We start from the raw sequence: 17,770 nt of genomic DNA on the forward strand, positions 1-17,770 counted from the left end.
ACAGCGAAAAAATGATCAGTAATTGTATTCCCAATCTAGCCAATGTCCACTTGACATATAGTACAAACCACAGCGAATAGGTAGTGTGGTCTCTTCTCTAAGGTATTTGCCATATTGATTGAGCTGAATCTTATGTTTCTCAAGGCTGCTTTGATCTTCTTTACCAGTCTTAAAATCAATAATCCATCGGATGCTATTCTCATCAAAGGTTCTGTCAATAATTCGTGTCAGTAGTTTACCGTCTTGCTCCACCAATAACTCATATTCATTGTGTTCATTGTGATGTTCTTGGATAATCCATAATCCTCTATCAGTTGAAAATACACCAATGATTTGAGTCCTAATACTATTGATAGCATTTTCAGTCATTACTTCATTGAATCCAAGCTGGGTAAATTCGGTACGCAACCAATTCCATGGGACTTGTTCAATAGACAAGGGATGATGATCGCAGATCCATTTCATGAGTTGGTGGGTAACAATACCTATTATTCTTGGTATGCCTGAAGTTAGGAGACTGGGTTCATTTAACGTAACTTCAATGAGTGATTTTCCTTTTTCATAATACTCAATTGGAAGTTTTTCCAGTTTAGGCCAAGCAAATTCTTGAGCTTTGTCTATTTCCGATTCATCAAACTTCAAAAATTCATGCGTCTTCAATAAATGTCGAAAGGCAGTCTGATAGGACTTGTTAGAACTATCCAATAAATAGAGTTTAGATTTTGCTCTTGTGACTGCAACGTAGAGAAGTCTCTGGGCTTCATACAATGATTTTTCATCATCCAGATCTTGTAAATAATCATATAAAGAGCAATTTTCCTGATGAGCTCCTTTGATGGGTGAAAACAATAATAGTTCTCCCTGCTCCTTTGTGGGTAACCTTAACCAGCGAAGTAGTGGAGATTCTCCTCTTGGTGCTTGTGACCCTATGCCTGGTAGTATGACAGTATCAAACTCAAGTCCTTTTGATTTATGGATAGTCATGATTTGTAAAGGAGAAGGAGTAACTTGTTTGGAGTATAATTTTTCCAACTCACTGGTAAATTCACTAAAGTTGGCGATTCGACCATCTTCTTCATACTTATCGATTAACATCCATAGTTGTTCTAGGTCGAGTAATTGTTTTGGTTCTAGAATGTCTTGATAAAGGAAGTTTGCTAAGGTGCTCCGAATCCAATCTGATAGTCGGTTTTGATACCGTTGAGAGAGTGCGGTATGCATGACTTGAATAAAATAACTAGCTCGTAAGCGTCCCTCTTCACTTAATTCATTAATCTGTTCTAAGTTCAATAAATTGGAATAGATGGATTTTTTAGTATTATACTCCGCTATCCATTGAATATCTTTAAGAGCAAGCCCACAATAAGGACCATGAAGGCTTGCAAGCCAGGTTAATCGGTTTCCAGGGAATAGTAAGGCTTGAGCAATTGACCAAACATCACGTAGGTGTGTTAAATGACTAAGCAAATCAATCTCAGTTCCTTGGTAGGGGATATTGTTTTCTCGTAATGCTTGAATGATATCTGGCAGTTGAGTTCTGGAGCGAACCAGTATTGCAATATTCTTTTCAGGATGAGTGCCTAATTCATGACGTACAATTTCAATGAGTTGTTTAGCCTCTTGATCACGATTAGCGAATTGCAGCGCTTTTATATAACTTGCATCATTACTCTCTAATACATGAACCGATGCATGAAATGATACAGCTCCAGATTCTATATCAAATTGTTTTGGAAAAATGTGATCAAACTGTTGATTCACCCAATTGATTATGGTTGCTGTTGAGCGAAAGTTGCAGCTTAATTGGAGAAATTCTAAGGAGATCGGACCTATTCCTTGTTCCTTAGCGCGAAAGAATAGGCCAACCTCGGCTTGACGAAAGCGATAGATAGACTGCATGGGATCGCCCACGATAAATAAGGTTTTGCCATCCCCTGGACTCCAACCTTGAACCAGTTTGTTTAATAATTCAAATTGAGTAATTGACGTATCCTGAAACTCATCGATAAGAAGGTGATGGATAGCATGGTCAAGATACAGTGCTAAATCAGTCGGGTGCTCTTCTGTACCAAGTGCATTTAGAGCCTGTTGGGATACAGCAGTAAAATCGATTTCATTTTTATCACTAAATGAAAGGTGTAGAAACCCTGTTAAGAGTGGCAGCAATACAAATAATGATTGCAGAACTTTCCATTGTTCCTCATCATACTCTGGTCTAGGGAGCTTAGTCACTTGGATTAACGACGTTATAAAATTTGGATACTGTTGTAACTGGTTAAGTAGATCTGTACTTGCTAGTTTCAAGTGTTGATATTCTTCTGGGGTGCAATCCTTTTTTGATAAGCCAACATGATGATCAAAAGACTTGCGTAGTTGTTTATCACTCCCTAATATTAATTTGCTCAATGCAATCGCAAACTCTTGGCTTAACTGTTCAATCCCATACCAGTCTTTTAGACGGTATCTGGGTGATTCAGGGTTATTTTCAATGTCAGCCATTGTTCGACATAGTTCGATTAATTCCTTGGCTAACTCGGACGGCAAGCTATTCTTTAGGCGCGCTAATTCGTGTTGCTCTATAAGACGAAGGGCTGTCTCAAAAGTTGACTTTTCTTGTTCTTTGGCATGGAATAGCAATGATAACCATTGATCTCGTTGGGATAACAAAGATTCAAAAAGAGAGATTAAATGGTCTTGTTTATTATCCACATGCAGCAGAAGTGTTTTGATGGCTTCTTGGTACTCTTTAGTGTTAAGAGAGTGGTCTAAACAATTTCGAGCTGCCTGATTGTAATGGATAAATGATGTATCACTAATCTCTGCATAGGCTATTTGTTTTTCATACAGCGGAATAGCTTGATTAATGCTTTGGCACAAAGAATCAATGGTTATTATTCTTAATCGATTTGGCTGTTGTAATAGATTCCATTGATAATGCTTGTTTTGCTTCAAAGCTTGTTTAGCAAAATCCAAAGTAGTTTGTTGGTGCTGACTTGCTGCGATTGCATTTTCTGCTGCTTGGTTGAGAGCTAAAATGATTCGTTCTCGCATTTCGCTAGCTGCTTTACGAGTAAACGTTAATGCGATAATTTGCTCTGGATTACTCACAGTGCCCAGCAAGCGTAAAAACCGCTGGGTCAGTATTTCTGTTTTTCCTGAACCAGCAGGAGCTTGAACGATGAAGGATCTATTTGGATCTGTAGCCTGGCTCCTTTGCACACTGTCAATTAAGGTCATGATCCTATTCCATGGCTATTTCCTGAGCTGGTGGCCTTAAATTGTAATGTGAACTCATACAATGCCCATAAGCCCCCGCGTTAGCGATTAACAAGACGTCACCTTCCTTTGTATCAGGCAGTAAACGGTCGTAACCCAAGGTGTCTCCTGACTCGCAAATTGGGCCTACTATATGTGCAAAGCTTGATTTTTCTTCATGCAAACGAGTTAGGTTAACAATTTCATGGTAAGCGCCATACAAAGAGGGTCTTATTAAAGAGTTCATTCCTGTCTCTATTCCAATAAAGCGGACTTTTCCTTTTTCCTTACACTGGGTCACTTTAGCAAGAATGACGCCACTGTCTGAAACAAAGTAGCGTCCTGGTTCAAGCCAAATTTCTAAGTTGGGGTATTGTGATTTTACAGCTAATAATTGAGCATCCAAGGCCGTAAAATCGAGAGGATGTTGTCCTGGTTTTTCAACCACTCCTAAACCTCCACCTAAGTTAATTGACCTAACGTCAGAGAATTGATCGGTTAATGAGGCTAACATAGCAGCTGTTTGTTGCCATAAATCAGTAGATAGTATTCCACTTCCAGAATGAGCATGTAAACCAATCACCTTGATATGGTTGGATTTTGTTAATGAAATGACCTTACTGATGTCATTTTGAGTGATACCAAATTTAGACTCATTTCCACCTGTCGACACGTGCTTATGATGACCAGCTCCGGTACCTGGGTCTATACGAATAATCACTTCGCGGTTTTTAAATAGTTCAGGCCAATTTTCAAGTGGATACAGACTATCAATAGTCACATAACAACCTGTCTCTAGAGCAAATGCATATTCAGATTTAGGGGCAAAATTCGGTGTAAATAAGATTCTGTCCTTCTTTATAGTTGGGAAAAGACTTAAGACAAGTTCTAATTCCTGGACGGAAACGCATTCAAAGCCAATGCCTTCTTTCTCAAGTGTTTTTAAGACAGAAGGAAATGGATTGGCTTTCATGGCATAAAATAAATTATCAATCGATTTGAGTGCTTTCAGTTGTTTCGCTCTGCTTGCTTGAGTAGGACTGTGATACACATAACAAGGAGATTGCATAGAGCTCGTAGTCAGTAATTGATCACGCTCAATTTCCCACCATGGGGTGGGGCGCACATTGGGCTTGCCGAATTCTTCATGCCAACTTTTAGAATAGTAGAATATTTGTGGATTACTTTCGATAAGCAGATGGTGCAGCTTTTGACATAATTTGTCGGCTTGTGATTCGTCGACAACAAATGTTAAATTAAGATCGTTGGATGCTAAGGACATCAAGTACACCTGCTTCGCTTCAAATACTTCTAAAGCGGGGCCTAACTGAGGTAACACAGTACGGATGTGGTGTCCTACCAAGCTAACCGCACTGCATGGTTCAATCAATTTAGCTCTGCCAAATTCGTTTAAGTCTTCAATTAAGCTGTTTATAGCTGGTCTGTCGTGAATTTTAGCATTAACATCAAGAGATATCGTGACGTTAAACTCAGACGAAGAGAGCAGGTCGACTGAAAATCCATGTTTTTTGAATGCCGCGAATACATCAGCCAAGAAACCAACTTGTTGCCACATATTTAAGGTGTCAATTGAAATGAGAATGATGCTGTGTTTAACTTGAATGGATTTAATCAGAGGAGCAGACTCATCAATATCTTTAGTGATTAGCGTTCCTGAATGCTCAGGAAGCTGAGTGTATTTGACGACCATTGGTATGTTCGCGCGCCGTACAGGTGGTATACAGTTTGGATGCAATACTTTTGCTCCCATGGAAGCAATTTCTTGTGCTTCATCGTAGTTGAGCTGCTTAAGTAGACGAGCATGCGGTAACTGATGGGGATTCGCTGTATAAATGCCAGGAACATCCGTCCATATCTCACAAGCAGAGGCATGCAACTTTCCTGCGATGAGCGCAGCCGATGTATCAGAACCCCCACGTCCTAATAAAACCGTTTCTCCATGTGGATTTGAGGCAAAAAAACCTTGCGTGATGATGGCTTGAGCACCGCAATTGATGAAGTTATTGACTAGTTCAGGGCTGTATTCACTGTCGCAACGAGCAGAAAGATAATTTACAGTGTCTCCGCCTAGGCTCGGTGTACTTACTAATAGCTCTCTTGCATCATACCATTTTACTTTTATTCCTTGCTTTTCAAGAAATGCATGACCTAGTCTTGTCATCATTAATTCACCTAAGCTTAGTATTTGAGCTTGGGTTTTAGCTGGGGCTTGCTTTAATAGAGCTATACCTGTTAACCATTGATTGAGTTGGTGTAATTCTTGTGTAATTAATTCAGCGCTAACTTCAAGCTTTTCCGCTAAATGAAAATGAGTTGTTTCAATGTCTTGGTAGATGCTGTGGTGCTCATTTAATAATGCCGCCTCTATGGCTTTTTCAAGTTTATTGGATATTTGGGTTAAAGCTGAGCAAACAATGACTGGCTGAACACTTGAACTCATGTGTTTTTTAGTGATAGCTGCGATATTATTCCATGTTTCTCGTGTAGATACGCTTGTACCGCCAAATTTGGTGACAATGTGATGCATGATGATTTCCGTGCAAAATTAAAGCACATTAGCATGGACCAAAGGACTTGTACAAGTAGATGGAGTTAACTTTTTGTTTTTAGTTCATAAACAAACACATAATTATTAATTATCAAACAATTGTAAGCCTTGGGAACGTCAATAGTTCACCAAGGCTGTACTTATAAAATGAGTTGCTTTAAAACGGGATGATAGAGGGGGCTTTAGGAGTTTTTGGATGTCCATCCTTATTGACTGGCTGTTTTTCATCGCTTAATCCACGAGGTGGAATCGAGCCAAACAATGTTGAAGCTCCATACGCGATGCCTGCAATGGCAGCTGTTTCGAATGTTAGTCTTGTGGTTTGCTTGAAAAATTTACACAACATAATTCGTTCCTTCTGGTTGTTTTCTTTTGGAGCATAAATCCTTTTTTTGCATCTGTCTACGTTTTTTGTTGACAAATGAAAATAAATACCACTGGATATGTTCTATATTTAGAAAAAATCCAGTGGTATTGGTAGCTTTTATTTCTAGCTTGTTCCTACACTTTGAGGCTAGTTGAAGATGGTACGCTCTCTTTTTCAGGTGTAGGAATAATTGGGGTTGGTGTAGGTGTTTCCTGGCCTTTAGTAACGACGGGGACTCCGTCTTTTGGTAGGACAGGTAGTGGAGTTGGTGTTGCCACCGGTTTATCAGAATCTTTAGATCCAAAGAAGGTGACCCGTTTACTTTTGGCATAATCGTACATGTTTTCTGCAGGTTTCTCACCCAATACATCAGACACGCTTGAAATAATACCAAAAATTGCACCGGTTAATACTGCTCTAACAGGTACTTGTTTGAAATATTGAGTAAAGAAATACCTGGATGTACCATAGGGATTTAAAAACATTTCTTTGGCAGCTGAACCTAATACTTGGAAGGAGTATGGTGACTGCAATTTGCGATTTTGCACGGTCGTTTTACCTTGCATGATATCGGCATAATAATCAAACGGAAAGCTAAACATGGTTGCTGTAAAGCCGGTCATTACTCCAGACACTAAATGCCTGCTGCTCTCTGGTCCAAAGGTGATTTTGTTTGCCATTATTTCTTCTAAAACACAAAGAAAATACAAATTAAGAAGACTTTTAGAGGTCTTAGCTGCAAATCCTGTAGACATTAATTTTGCGTTGTTGACTACTGATTCCTTGTTAAACCTGAAACGAATAATTTCCATATTTGCAGGAGTTAATATCCCAAGTTTTTGAAGTTGAGAAACCGAGTTAGAACGTCCAGTAACAAGTGACTCACCCACAGCTGACCAAAATAGAAAGGGAAATTGCCCTCTCGTTTTAGCAGATGGTTCAACAGCGTGCTCCTCCGATTTTGCAGAGCTTCCTTTTACATTCGTGACATACGCTGTACGCATTAAAGAACCCTTGAGGCCTGAAAAAGTTCCTGCGTAAAGACTTTTAACAACAGCCTGGAAAGGGAAGCTAGTTGCGCTAGTTGCTGGTACTGTAAAAGCAGCTGTTAATTTACCTGATTGTGTTCCTTTAACTAAAATGGTTTTGATCGGACTTTGGACAGAAACAATGGCACCACTAATAACACTAGCTTTTGTCATGAAATTTAAAAAATCCCAGGCAAGAGGTTTATACTCAGCTAGGGGAGTTGTCATCACTGGAGTTTTGGCTAAATATTGTGGAAATAAGGACCATGTCTTTTGCTTTGGCATAGTTGGTTGTGGACTTGTTTGTGTGGTTGTCTCTTTTTTTGCTTGCATGATTGTCTTCTTTGGTTTTGTGTCTATTTACTGATCATTGTATTCGATGAATCTTAAGACAATATTAACAAAGTAAATAAAATTAAATCATAAATTATACTCTGCATACATTGTGAACAGAATCAGAATAAAACCTTGGGTTTAGCCAACTAATCACCAAAAGAGAAAGATTAAAAATCAATGTGAAAATAAATTGTCTATTTAACGCATCAATTAAAAAAATTAATTTTTTAAACGTTTTAAATCAAAATGAATTCATTTATTATCCATTTTACTATTCGAACAATAGGAACGACTTATAACTAAGGAGTGTGGCGTGAACATTAGACACAAGCCCCTAAAAACAAAGGTTAACACCGCTGTGATAGGCATTTTAGCCTCTTCAGTAGTTCATGCGGGTGGCTTCTCCTTGTACACCGAAGGTACAGGGTATGCTACAGGTAACTTTGCTGCAGGTATTGCTGCAGAAGCTTATGATGCTTCTACTGGGTGGTACAACCCTGCAGGTTTGGCTTTAATTCGTGATCAGCAAGCCGTGTTTGGTGGAGTTGGTGTGTTCCCCACTGCCAAATTAAGCGGTACAAGTACATTCACCCAAGTAAGCCCTGTGTTGGGTACTTTAAATTATATACAGACTTTTGCAGATCTAAACGGTGCTGAAAATGCATTTGTTCCTTCATTTCACTACGCGAGACCTTTAGGGGAGAATGCAACGTTTGGTTTTAGTGTAACTTCACCTTTCGGATTATCAACCGATTGGGGGCCTGATTCTCCCGTGCGTTACCAAGGGTCGTTTACAGAACTAATTACGACAAACATTTCTCCCGAGCTAGGGGCAAAAGTAACGGATAACCTTGCTCTAGGAGCTGGTTTAGATTTGCAGTATGCAAGAGTTAAATTTAATCGGATTTTAGGTTTGCCCACTGTATTCAATGTCCTTGGGAATCCATATGGAAGTGACTCCTTAACGTATAACAAAGGTGATTCCTGGAGTGTGGGGTTTCATGCTGGCATTATGGCCATGTTCAACGACAATCACACCAGATTGGGCCTGAACTATCAGTCCGAAATGAGGCATAAGTTTAGAGGTTACAGCCAATTAACAGGCCCACTTGCTGGAAGTACTAGTGTATTTGGGGTTATTAGCGATGGTGTATTTAGATCAGATGATTTGTACAGTAGTGCCATTGATCTACCAGATGTCGTAACTCTAAGTGCTTATCATGATTTAAATGAAAAAGTTGCTTTATTGGCATCTGTTGTATACAACGGATGGAGTAGCTTTAAAAACATTGAATTGTTTAATATTGCTGCTCCATCAATAAGAGCTGATGGAGCCATTTCACGTGTTTATGCATCAAACAGCTCTCCTCAAAATTATAAAGACACTGTCAGAGTAGCACTAGGTGCTAATTATCACGTGAATGAGAAAATAATGCTACGAGTCGGTGGTGGATATGATCCAACACCAACAAATGATATCGACAGAGATGTTCGTTTACCAGATACTGATCGCTGGGCATTATCCATAGGCGGCCATTATCAAGCTACTGACGCCTTAGGTTTTGAGCTGGGTTATACACACCTATTTCCTGCAAGCCATCCTGTGATAAACAGAACGGATGCTCTAGCACCTGGAGTAACTTACAACGTTAGCGCTGTGGGTAAAGCTGGCGCTAGTTTAGTTGGTATTCAGGCTACTTGGACAATGGATAAAGAAAAACCCGTCTCTACAAAATAAGTGGATTTAATCTCGTACAATAAAAAAGCCACTACTAAGTGGCTTTTTTATTCGTCATAGACGCTAGACGCCATTTAGTCTTTTGATATTTCTGCCTCACCTGGGGCGATTGCTTTTAATGTGTAGCCTTGTGCAGAGAGTACTTTAGGCTCAATGTCACCAGTATCTAAATTCAATGAGACGTAACCAATGTCAATTGGATTGGCTGTATTCGTTGCCATTTTTATTAATGCAGAGCATTTACCGTTTGTAGTGTGACCATAGCAAGCAAACTTCACTAAATTCCAATACACTTGGCCTGTGGAATGGGCTGCCGTTGGGTAAGGAGAGGGGATGGTTCCAGCGATATAAGCATTGGACTCTTCATTCGTATTGTTGTGTGTTGTTAAATATAGGGGTGCTGCTAAAGCGCTTACTGTACTAAAACCTAAGGCTAAAGCCGATAGATTTTTAAGCATTGCTTTCATTAATTTCTCCTGTAAATTGGTAGTGTACTGCGCGAGGCAATCTTTTTTAATATATTGGATTGCTTAGTCGCAGGCAAGCCTTATTAAGTTTATAGCGATTTCTCAGAATTACTTTTGATTGAATTGACCTATTTTAATCAAGATAGTGAGTTAAGTAGACGAGCCATGTCTTTTGCAAAATAAGTAATGATAAAATCCGCTCCGGATCGCTTGATTGCAAGCAAACTTTCCATCATAGCTTGTTGTTCATTAATCAATTGCTGCTTAGCAGCATATTTTATCATGGAGTATTCACCACTGACTTGATAGGCACATAGAGGAACTTCAGGAAAATGTTGCTTAAGTTTATAAAGAATATCAAGATAAAATCCGGCTGGTTTTACCATGATCATATCAGCACCTTCTTCAACATCTAAAGCAGCCTCTCTAAGTGCCTCATTGCTGTTAGCAGGATCCATTTGATAGGATTTTCTATCACCAAATTTAGGTGCTCCTTCTGCAGCTTCTCGAAAAGGTCCATACAAACATGAACAATACTTGGCGCTGTAACTTAAAATTGGAGTTTCTTGGAATCCTTCTTGGTCCAGGGCTTCACGGATAGCTGATACCATTCCATCAATCATACCACTGGGTGCTACCCAGTCTGCTCCTGCCTTTGCATGACTCACTGCTTGTTTTGCCAGTAGTTCTAATGTTGCATCAGTATTTAAATTCTCTCCATTTAAGATGCCACAATGACCATGATCAGTGTATTCGCAAAAGCATAGATCGCTAATGACGATTAAATCCTTATTGATGGATTTGATGGTTCGAATGGCTTGTTGCACTATACCATTATCGTTAAACGATTCACTGCCAATAGCGTCTTTGTGTTTTGGAATTCCGAAAAGAAGTACCCCTGGTAACCCGAGCTGAGAAATGGCATTAATTTCTTCATGAAGACAATCCAAGCTCAATTGGTATTGTCCAGGCATTGAGGGGATTTCTCTTTTATTTGTTAAACACTCACTAATAAATAGAGGGGCAATAAATTGAGTTGGGTGTAATCTTGTTTCACGAACCAAGGTTCTCACCATTGCATTTTTACGTAAGCGAGTTAATCGTAGTGGTATGTGATATGGCTTCATCAAATAATTCCCCAATAGTCTATTTTGCGGAAGTATACACTACATCGACACCATTTCCAGAATCACTGCTGCTGATTTGTATGCTTAAAAATTTGTTTAAAAGATATTTTAGAGTCAGGATATTGGGATCGGATTGACTTAAACCGACGTTGTAACTGACATACACTCTGTTTGAAATAGTCTTTCCAACGACTACTCCAGTCGTGTCTGTGATTTGCTTTGTAGCTTGGTTGTAATTACTTGTGGATTGAACATTGACATCAAACCCTAGTTTTTGTTTTAGCTGTTCAACGAGCTCTGCACCATTTGTCCCAGTTCCTAGATTCATGGAGGAAATGGCCGCCAATAGTAATTGCCCTCCAGCTTTATTGGCTTGGCTCGCTGGCCGACCTAAAACAAGCAAAGAGAGTATGTCTGCTTGGGATAGAGAGGGCGGATTAGAAAATAATTGAATTTTAGGTGATTGGAGACGTCCAGTTACTTCGACTCCCGCACTAATTTTATCTCCAAAATTAGTGTTGTTTTCTGTATTTAAATCGAAGATACCGGGTGTACTGCTTAAGTTATTAAATGTAGTGCTGATTTGTTTTGAGGCTCTTAGACTAATACCTGGATTATCGGGTTTTCCCCCTGTAAATAATAATTGACCTTGTTCAATATGTAGATCTTGCGCATAAGCCTTGTATTCACCTTTAGTCACGTTTAGTTCACCTTTTGCAGTGATAGGCCCTTGAGCTAATTGATTGAGGACTACTGAACCATTGAGCAAGGCATGCAAACCTTTGAAGGTTAATTCCACTGTGTCACCTAATGCAATTTTGATATTCATACTGGTGTTGAAGACAGAAATAGGAGTTGTATCACTATTTTTAGTGAAAACAATGTCTTCAGAGGCACTTAAACTGTTAGTAAATGCGTGGGGGTTGATGTGAGCCTCTGGCACTAAAATTTCCCCTGAAATAGCGACTAGACTTGGACTTATCCCCAATTGTAAATTGGGACTAATTTGAATTTGATATTCTTTAGTATTTGCAATAGTAAAAGAATCTCCTTGAAGGGAAAGATCTCCATGCAAATCCTTAGTGAATAGCCCTTTACCATTTAAGTGAAGCTTTTTCCCACTGGATTCAATTGATCCAGTTGCATTCCATTGACCATTTTTAGCAGTAAAGATAAGCTCAATTGGATTTAAGATTACTCCAAGTGCATTGATATTCATGGAGCTATGCTTAAGAGCTAATGAGCCTTCATAGCTAACATTCGATAAGGTTCCTCGGGCTTTTAATTGAGCTAACAGTTCCCCCTTTAATTGTTGAATATATGGACTGATCTTTTGCAAAAAATCAATGGAGCTAAATTGTAAGGTTGCGTCTGCAATTAAGGCTTGTTTGTTGAAATCTGTATTTAGTTTGAACTTTGGTAAAGAAAAAGAGAGTTTTATCAATTTATTAGAGTCTACTTTGACCTGTCCTTGACCAGCAAATTGCTTGGGAGTAAGTGTCGCCTTAATCACAGTTCCTTCAAAAGGAATAGACGTAGTTGGGGTAAGCCGATAATGGCCTGGACTTATTGTCAAAGTGAAGTCCCCATCATTAGGACTTTGAATAGAGCCCTTAAGTATTAAGCTTGAGTAGAGGCCTTCTTGTTTGGATGATCGTAAAGGTTGTAATAGATTAGCATCAAAGGACCAGTTCCATGGATATACTCCATGAATTGAGCTTTTTAATTGCCAATTTTGTCCTGCGTTAACGTTAATTTTAGAGTTTAATTGAATGAAAAGAGTTGGCAGGGTGCCGCTAACTTCAATTCTGCCGTTAGGACTATTCAGAAGACTATTTTTTGGGGTTTTCCAGAGTAAGTTGTTCCATTTAATGATCTGTTTGAAATGAGTTAGCTGTTGAAGAGATCCACTCATGGATAGGGTGGCCGGGCTAGATACACTGCCAGTCCATTGGATATCTTCTAGATTACCATTGAGAGTAATGTTGCCAGAGATCGAGTTAAATCGGTTGCTTTTAGCGGTTAATACGAATTTCCCACCTAAGGCATAGGGGTATACTTGTTGTAGACGAAGCCGTCCTTTTGCCTTCAAATAGGAATAATTAAATTCAATCGAGCTTAAATTGATTCCTTCTTTGTTGATGATACCTTTAGCATGGATATTACTTACCGATTTAAGTGGGCTTTTAGGGTTAAATTGGATTAATTTGGCTGAAAAGTGATTGATAGGTAATTGTTTATGCATTAAAGAGAGAAATTGCCAATTGATTTTAATTTGTTTAAGTCGGATTTCTTGATGATTGTTTTTATAAATTAACTGACCAATTGTGAACTCATCCACTAATCGTCCATTCAAATTGGAGACGGATAACGAACCAGGAAGCCAGAGACGACTGAGTTTAATGCTAAGATATAAGCCAGGTGTGGTGGTTAGGAAAAATGACAGTAAACAAATGATAACGATACTGGTCATCAACCCACAATACAGGATTTTTTTTAATAGTCTTTTCACACTCATAAGTCCGGCCCCATGCTAATGGCTAAACGTGGGTTATTCTTTGTTTTTTGAAATTGCCTATTGATGGGCTGGGCTAAACCAACTTTAATCGGGCCTATAGGAGATACCCACATTAAGCCACCACCAACATCGTATTGTAAATGTATTTGAGTTGGATTGAATACATCACCGACATCATAAAAGCCAACTAGGTACCAATTTTTCTTGAATTCCTTCTGTATCTCAATTCCCGTATAGGTTATGTATTTGCCTGGGCCGATTGAATTGTAGGTATAGCCTTTTAGATTATCGGTTCCTCCTAGTAATTGGGCTAGGGAGAGTGGTAGTTGCGTAATGTCATCCATGGCAGTCAGACCTTGGATTGTATGCCCATACAACCTTAGTCTTAATGGTTCAATCATCAAAGCAGCTTTTCCATCAAAAGACAATTGTCCGAAATCTAGATTGGAAAAGGTGTATTTATTTGAGCCTAGTGCATTGATGGTTAAATTATAACCGGATGGAGAAAACAGAATGTTGTTTGCTTCTCTTAGGCTCACTGTTGCTTTAGGATACAGAAGAAATTGATAACTATTCGCTTGTAATGAGTAATGAAAGTCTTCATAAAGAGCGTTTACTGATAAAGTTCTTTGAAAGTGATCAGTATTGTGTTGCTGTCCAATGGCCATAAGCCAAGAATTACTATACCCAGCATTGTAGTTCAAATTAGAGAAATTACCCGTAATCGCATATTGATCAGTAACTGGCTTATAACCAGGGATAAGATATTGGGCTTGAAGTGCGCTTTGGCGAAACGAACCTTGGGCAACGGCATTAAATTTATGACCCATTGGATTGACTGGAGTAATATGGAAAGCGGCTGTTCCCCGAACACCAGTGTCAGTTCCATATCCTGCGCCAAGAGTGTAGGAGTATTTTGATACGGGTTTTAACTGAACTGAGATAGGGACTGTTTGGCTTTCGGATAACTCTGGTTTTACTATGACCGAGTTAAAATAACCACTGTTAGAAAGATACTCATTCAATTGAAGCACTTTGTCACTGGAGTATGGGGCCCCTGGAGTAAAGGGAATGTAGCGACGTAACAGTTTTGGTGAAATATACGTTGGGCTAAATTGGACTTGACCATAATAAAACAAGGGCCCAGTATCGAACTCTAAACTGATTTTTGCAGAGTTCTGTTGTTCATCAACAAGAATTTCTGCTTTGCGGAAGTTTGCATGAAGGTATCCCAAGCTTTCTGCTTTGTTCATTAACTGTTGTTTAGCCAGATTATATTGCTCAGAAAGTAGAGGGTCACCAAGATGTATAGGTATCTTACTTATTGTATCCTGTAAAATAGGGTTATTTTTACCTTCGCCTATCAAACGGGTGTTTAGAGAGGTCACTTGAATCTGAGGACCGGGTAGGACACTAATAATGCTGTTTCTTTCATTATTGACTATCAGTTTTATTTGGGGATGAAAATACCCAAATGCTTGCATTGCTCTGGTTGTTTGATTAATTAATTCCTCTTCCTGAAACTCAGCTAAAGGTTTGATTTGCTGTAACTCTTCCAAGCGCTTTTCTATGTTAGATTGCACAATGGGTTCTACCCCAAAGATGCTTACTGTATTGCTTTTGCTGTTTTCTGCCCGTGCAGCAAAACTACAGCACATGAATACAGCCAGCAGAAGTCGAATCATTTAGTCCTCGCCCTAGGTGCTTTCATCGACCAGCTCCAACTTTTTCAAGTGATAAATGAAGTCAAGGGCATCTTTAGCACTTAAACTATCGGGGTTTATTCTGGACAAAGCGCTTAGAATTGGTGATTCAAAAGGGGTATCCATTGTTGCGATATCGGTGTTCAAGGTGTTTTTGTGCGTCTGCTGCAAATATTGATTTGCGGAATAAAGCACTTCTTCAGGGATACCTGCAAGTTTAGCGACCTCAATACCATAACTACGATTGGCCGATCCGTTTTCAACGCGATATAAAAAGATTATTTTACCAGAATCAACAGAAGCCTTTAGATGCACATTGCGAATACACGAGTATTCATGAGCTAATTGGGTGAGTTCTAAATAATGGGTTGAAAAGAGGGTATAGGCTTTGATTTTAGAGGCTAAATAGGCACAGCTTGCATAGGCTATGGACATCCCGTCATAGGTGCTTGTACCTCTACCAATTTCATCAATCAATACCAGACTTTCATGGCTAGCCTGTCTTAAAATTTGTGCTGTTTCAGTCATTTCTACCATAAAGGTCGACCGACCTGAAGCTAGATCATCACTCGCTCCTATTCGAGTGAAAATTCGGTCAATTGGTCCTATCACGGCTTCTTTAGCCGGTACAAAACTACCTATGTGTGCTAATAAAACGATTAGAGCTGTTTGGCGCATGTAGGTGGATTTTCCACCCATATTGGGGCCAGTGATTAAAAGCATGTTTTGGCTAGGATTTAATTCCAAATCATTTGCGATAAATTGTTCTTCCACTAAGGTTTCTATGACCGGATGACGGCCTTCGGTGATATGGATGCCAGAGGTATTCGTCAAAGTAGGGCAAATCCATCTCATGCTTTGCGACCTTTCTGACAAATTGCTGAGAACATCAAGTTCAGCCAGTCCGTCTGCGATATTCTTTAATGCAGGAATATATTGCTGCATCTCCTGCAATAAATTCTCATAAAGCCATTTTTCTCGGGCTAAGGCTTTTGTTTGGGCTGTGAGTACCTTTTCTTCAAAAACCTTGAGTTCTGGAGTGATATACCGTTCTACGTTTTTTAAGGTTTGTTTCCTTTGATAATTCAACGGAGCTTGCTCTGATTGAGTTTTAGACAATTCGATGTAAAATCCTTGAACCGAATTAAAACCCAGTTTTAAAGTAGAAAGACCAGTTCGCTTTTTTTCTTCAACTTCAAGTTGAGTCAGGGTTGCATTAGCATTGGTACTAAGTAGTTTTAACTCATCCAGTTCTTCATCAAAACCCATCGCTATAACTCCACCATCGCGAATGAGCATCGGTGGGTTTTCGACGATAGCAGTGTCTAACAGAAGTTTAAGTTGAGGAATTGTTTTAATCTTCTCTCGTATCTGAACAATCAAATTGGCAGTATTGATGTTTAATGAATCTTCAAACGCTGGAAGTATCTCAAGGGTATCTCTTAGATGTATAAGATCCCTAGGTCTAGCTGATTTTAGAGCAATCCGAGAGAGAATCCGTTCTACGTCACAACATGATTTCAACAAGTGATGAATCGTGATGTCTTGTTCTTTAGAGATAATCTCTTGAATGGCTTGTTGACGGGATTTCAAAAGATTAACGTTTTTAGTCGGTTTAGCAAGCCATCGTTTAAGTAGGCGCCCGCCCATTGGAGAGGCGGTTTTGTCTAAAATCGTGAGTAAACAATTAGGAGTTCCACCTTGAGAATTTTCAAACAGTTCTAAATGCTTTTGAGTAGATGCATCCAATTGTAAATAGTCTTCAGAGCGCTCTAAAGTGACCGCATTTAAATGCGGAATGGCTTGTTTTTGAGTAACCTTTACATAGTGTAATAGGGCCCCAGCGGATATTATTGCATTCGGATAGTCCTTGTCACTAAATGCAGACAAGTGACTCACTGAGAACTGTTCACATAAGAGCTGCTGAGCAAACTCCAAATTAAACTCCCAGCCAGGCCTTGATTTTGTGGGGTATTGATCGCAAAAATCAGGTAATAGACCGGTCTCAGAATACAAGATCTCTGCTGGTTGCAGACGAGTTAACTCAGCTCGAAGATGTGCTTCATCCTTAAGCTCTAATAGATGAAAACGACCTCCACTAAGATCTAACCATGCCATACCATAGTTATTTTTTTTACGTTGTATTGCCAATAAGAGATTATCCTTTTTAGCTTCCATCAATGCTTCATCGGTGACGGTTCCGGGAGTAATAATTCGAGTGACTTGGCGCTCGACAGGGCCTTTGCTGGTTGCTGGATCACCAATTTGCTCGCATATCGCTACGGACTCCCCTTTTTTTAATAACCTAGCGAGATAATTTTCTACTGCATGGTAGGGGACACCTGCCATCGGGATTGGTTTATCTGCTGATTGACCTCGATGAGTTAAGGTGAGGTCTAATAGTTGAGAAGCACGTTTAGCATCATCAAAGAACAACTCATAAAAATCGCCCATCCGATAAAAGAGGAGCATATTGGGGTAGTCCGCTTTGATGCGCAGGTACTGTTGCATCATGGGTGTGTGTGTTGTCATTGTTATTATTCGTGATTGAAATCGTATGATTTTAACAAATGAGCAGGTTTAAGTCAGTATTGAAGGTAGACGTTTTAGTTGCCTGCTAACAAATAACTCAGTTGGACTATAATTAAATCATCGAATGTAA

10 protein-coding genes are annotated in these 17,770 nt (G+C 39.3%); 1 reads left to right on the forward strand and 9 read right to left on the reverse strand.

The window, feature by feature from the left end; all coding sequences use genetic code 11:
• Positions 1 to 15: 15 nt before the first annotated feature.
• The 4 genes from Lwal_RS08885 to Lwal_RS08900 form a co-directional block, all read right to left on the reverse strand.
• On the reverse strand, positions 16 to 3,237 hold the full coding sequence (locus tag Lwal_RS08885; RefSeq protein ID WP_058480447.1) for a UvrD-helicase domain-containing protein: 3,222 nt from the start codon (positions 3,235 to 3,237) through the stop codon (positions 16 to 18).
• Between the two features lie 4 nt (positions 3,238 to 3,241).
• Positions 3,242 to 5,803 carry a bifunctional aspartate kinase/diaminopimelate decarboxylase gene (locus tag Lwal_RS08890; RefSeq protein WP_058480448.1) on the reverse strand — a complete coding sequence of 854 codons (2,562 nt, stop codon included), beginning with the start codon at positions 5,801 to 5,803 and terminating at the stop codon, positions 3,242 to 3,244.
• A 178-nt stretch (positions 5,804 to 5,981) separates the two neighbouring features.
• Positions 5,982 to 6,170 carry a hypothetical protein gene (locus Lwal_RS08895; RefSeq protein ID WP_058480449.1) on the reverse strand — a complete coding sequence of 63 codons (189 nt, stop codon included), beginning with the start codon at positions 6,168 to 6,170 and terminating at the stop codon, positions 5,982 to 5,984.
• 155 nt (positions 6,171 to 6,325) lie between these two features.
• Positions 6,326 to 7,552, reverse strand: a complete 1,227-nt coding sequence (locus Lwal_RS08900; protein ID WP_058480450.1) for a hypothetical protein — start codon at positions 7,550 to 7,552, stop codon at positions 6,326 to 6,328.
• Between the two features lie 316 nt (positions 7,553 to 7,868).
• On the opposite strand from Lwal_RS08900, the gene Lwal_RS08905 reads away from it, so the two are divergent.
• On the forward strand, positions 7,869 to 9,293 hold the full coding sequence (locus Lwal_RS08905) for an OmpP1/FadL family transporter (protein ID WP_058480451.1): 1,425 nt from the start codon (positions 7,869 to 7,871) through the stop codon (positions 9,291 to 9,293).
• Between the two features lie 74 nt (positions 9,294 to 9,367).
• Here the strand turns inward: Lwal_RS08905 and Lwal_RS08910 are convergent, their stop codons facing one another.
• The 5 genes from Lwal_RS08910 to mutS all read right to left on the reverse strand — a co-directional run bounded on the left by Lwal_RS08910 (position 9,368) and on the right by mutS (position 17,640).
• The gene (locus Lwal_RS08910; RefSeq protein WP_058480452.1) at positions 9,368 to 9,760 is read right to left on the reverse strand and encodes a hypothetical protein; all 393 of its coding nucleotides are present in this window, start codon (positions 9,758 to 9,760) and stop codon (positions 9,368 to 9,370) included.
• Positions 9,761 to 9,897: 137 nt separating this feature from the next.
• Complete coding sequence (hemB, locus tag Lwal_RS08915) at positions 9,898 to 10,887, reverse strand: porphobilinogen synthase (RefSeq protein WP_058480453.1); 990 nt, start codon at positions 10,885 to 10,887, stop codon at positions 9,898 to 9,900.
• Positions 10,888 to 10,906: 19 nt separating this feature from the next.
• Positions 10,907 to 13,405, reverse strand: coding sequence for a translocation/assembly module TamB domain-containing protein (locus Lwal_RS08920; protein WP_058480454.1), 2,499 nt, complete (start codon positions 13,403 to 13,405; stop codon positions 10,907 to 10,909).
• The gene (locus Lwal_RS08925; RefSeq protein ID WP_058480455.1) at positions 13,402 to 15,090 is read right to left on the reverse strand and encodes an autotransporter assembly complex protein TamA; all 1,689 of its coding nucleotides are present in this window, start codon (positions 15,088 to 15,090) and stop codon (positions 13,402 to 13,404) included. Before Lwal_RS08925 ends, Lwal_RS08920 begins: the two co-directional genes overlap by 4 nt.
• A gap of 12 nt (positions 15,091 to 15,102) precedes the next feature.
• Entirely contained in the window at positions 15,103 to 17,640 is a 2,538-nt protein-coding gene (gene mutS, locus Lwal_RS08930) for a DNA mismatch repair protein MutS (protein WP_058480456.1), read from the reverse strand.
• Positions 17,641 to 17,770 lie beyond the last annotated feature (130 nt).

It is taken from the genome of Legionella waltersii (assembly GCF_001468085.1).
Taxonomy (GTDB): domain Bacteria; phylum Pseudomonadota; class Gammaproteobacteria; order Legionellales; family Legionellaceae; genus Legionella; species Legionella waltersii.

Excerpts from the sequence above, each read along its gene's own strand:
- mutS (WP_058480456.1), bottom strand. The coding sequence starts at position 17,640 with ATGACAACACACACACCCATGATGCAACAGTACCTGCGCATCAAAGCG.
- Lwal_RS08895 (WP_058480449.1), bottom strand. The coding sequence starts at position 6,170 with ATGTTGTGTAAATTTTTCAAGCAAACCACAAGACTAACATTCGAAACA.
- Lwal_RS08910 (WP_058480452.1), bottom strand. The coding sequence starts at position 9,760 with ATGAAAGCAATGCTTAAAAATCTATCGGCTTTAGCCTTAGGTTTTAGT.
- Lwal_RS08890 (WP_058480448.1), bottom strand. The coding sequence starts at position 5,803 with ATGCATCACATTGTCACCAAATTTGGCGGTACAAGCGTATCTACACGA.
- Lwal_RS08920 (WP_058480454.1), bottom strand. The coding sequence starts at position 13,405 with ATGAGTGTGAAAAGACTATTAAAAAAAATCCTGTATTGTGGGTTGATG.
- Lwal_RS08900 (WP_058480450.1), bottom strand. The coding sequence starts at position 7,552 with ATGCAAGCAAAAAAAGAGACAACCACACAAACAAGTCCACAACCAACT.
- Lwal_RS08885 (WP_058480447.1), bottom strand. The coding sequence starts at position 3,237 with ATGACCTTAATTGACAGTGTGCAAAGGAGCCAGGCTACAGATCCAAAT.
- Lwal_RS08925 (WP_058480455.1), bottom strand. The coding sequence starts at position 15,090 with ATGATTCGACTTCTGCTGGCTGTATTCATGTGCTGTAGTTTTGCTGCA.
- hemB (WP_058480453.1), bottom strand. The coding sequence starts at position 10,887 with ATGAAGCCATATCACATACCACTACGATTAACTCGCTTACGTAAAAAT.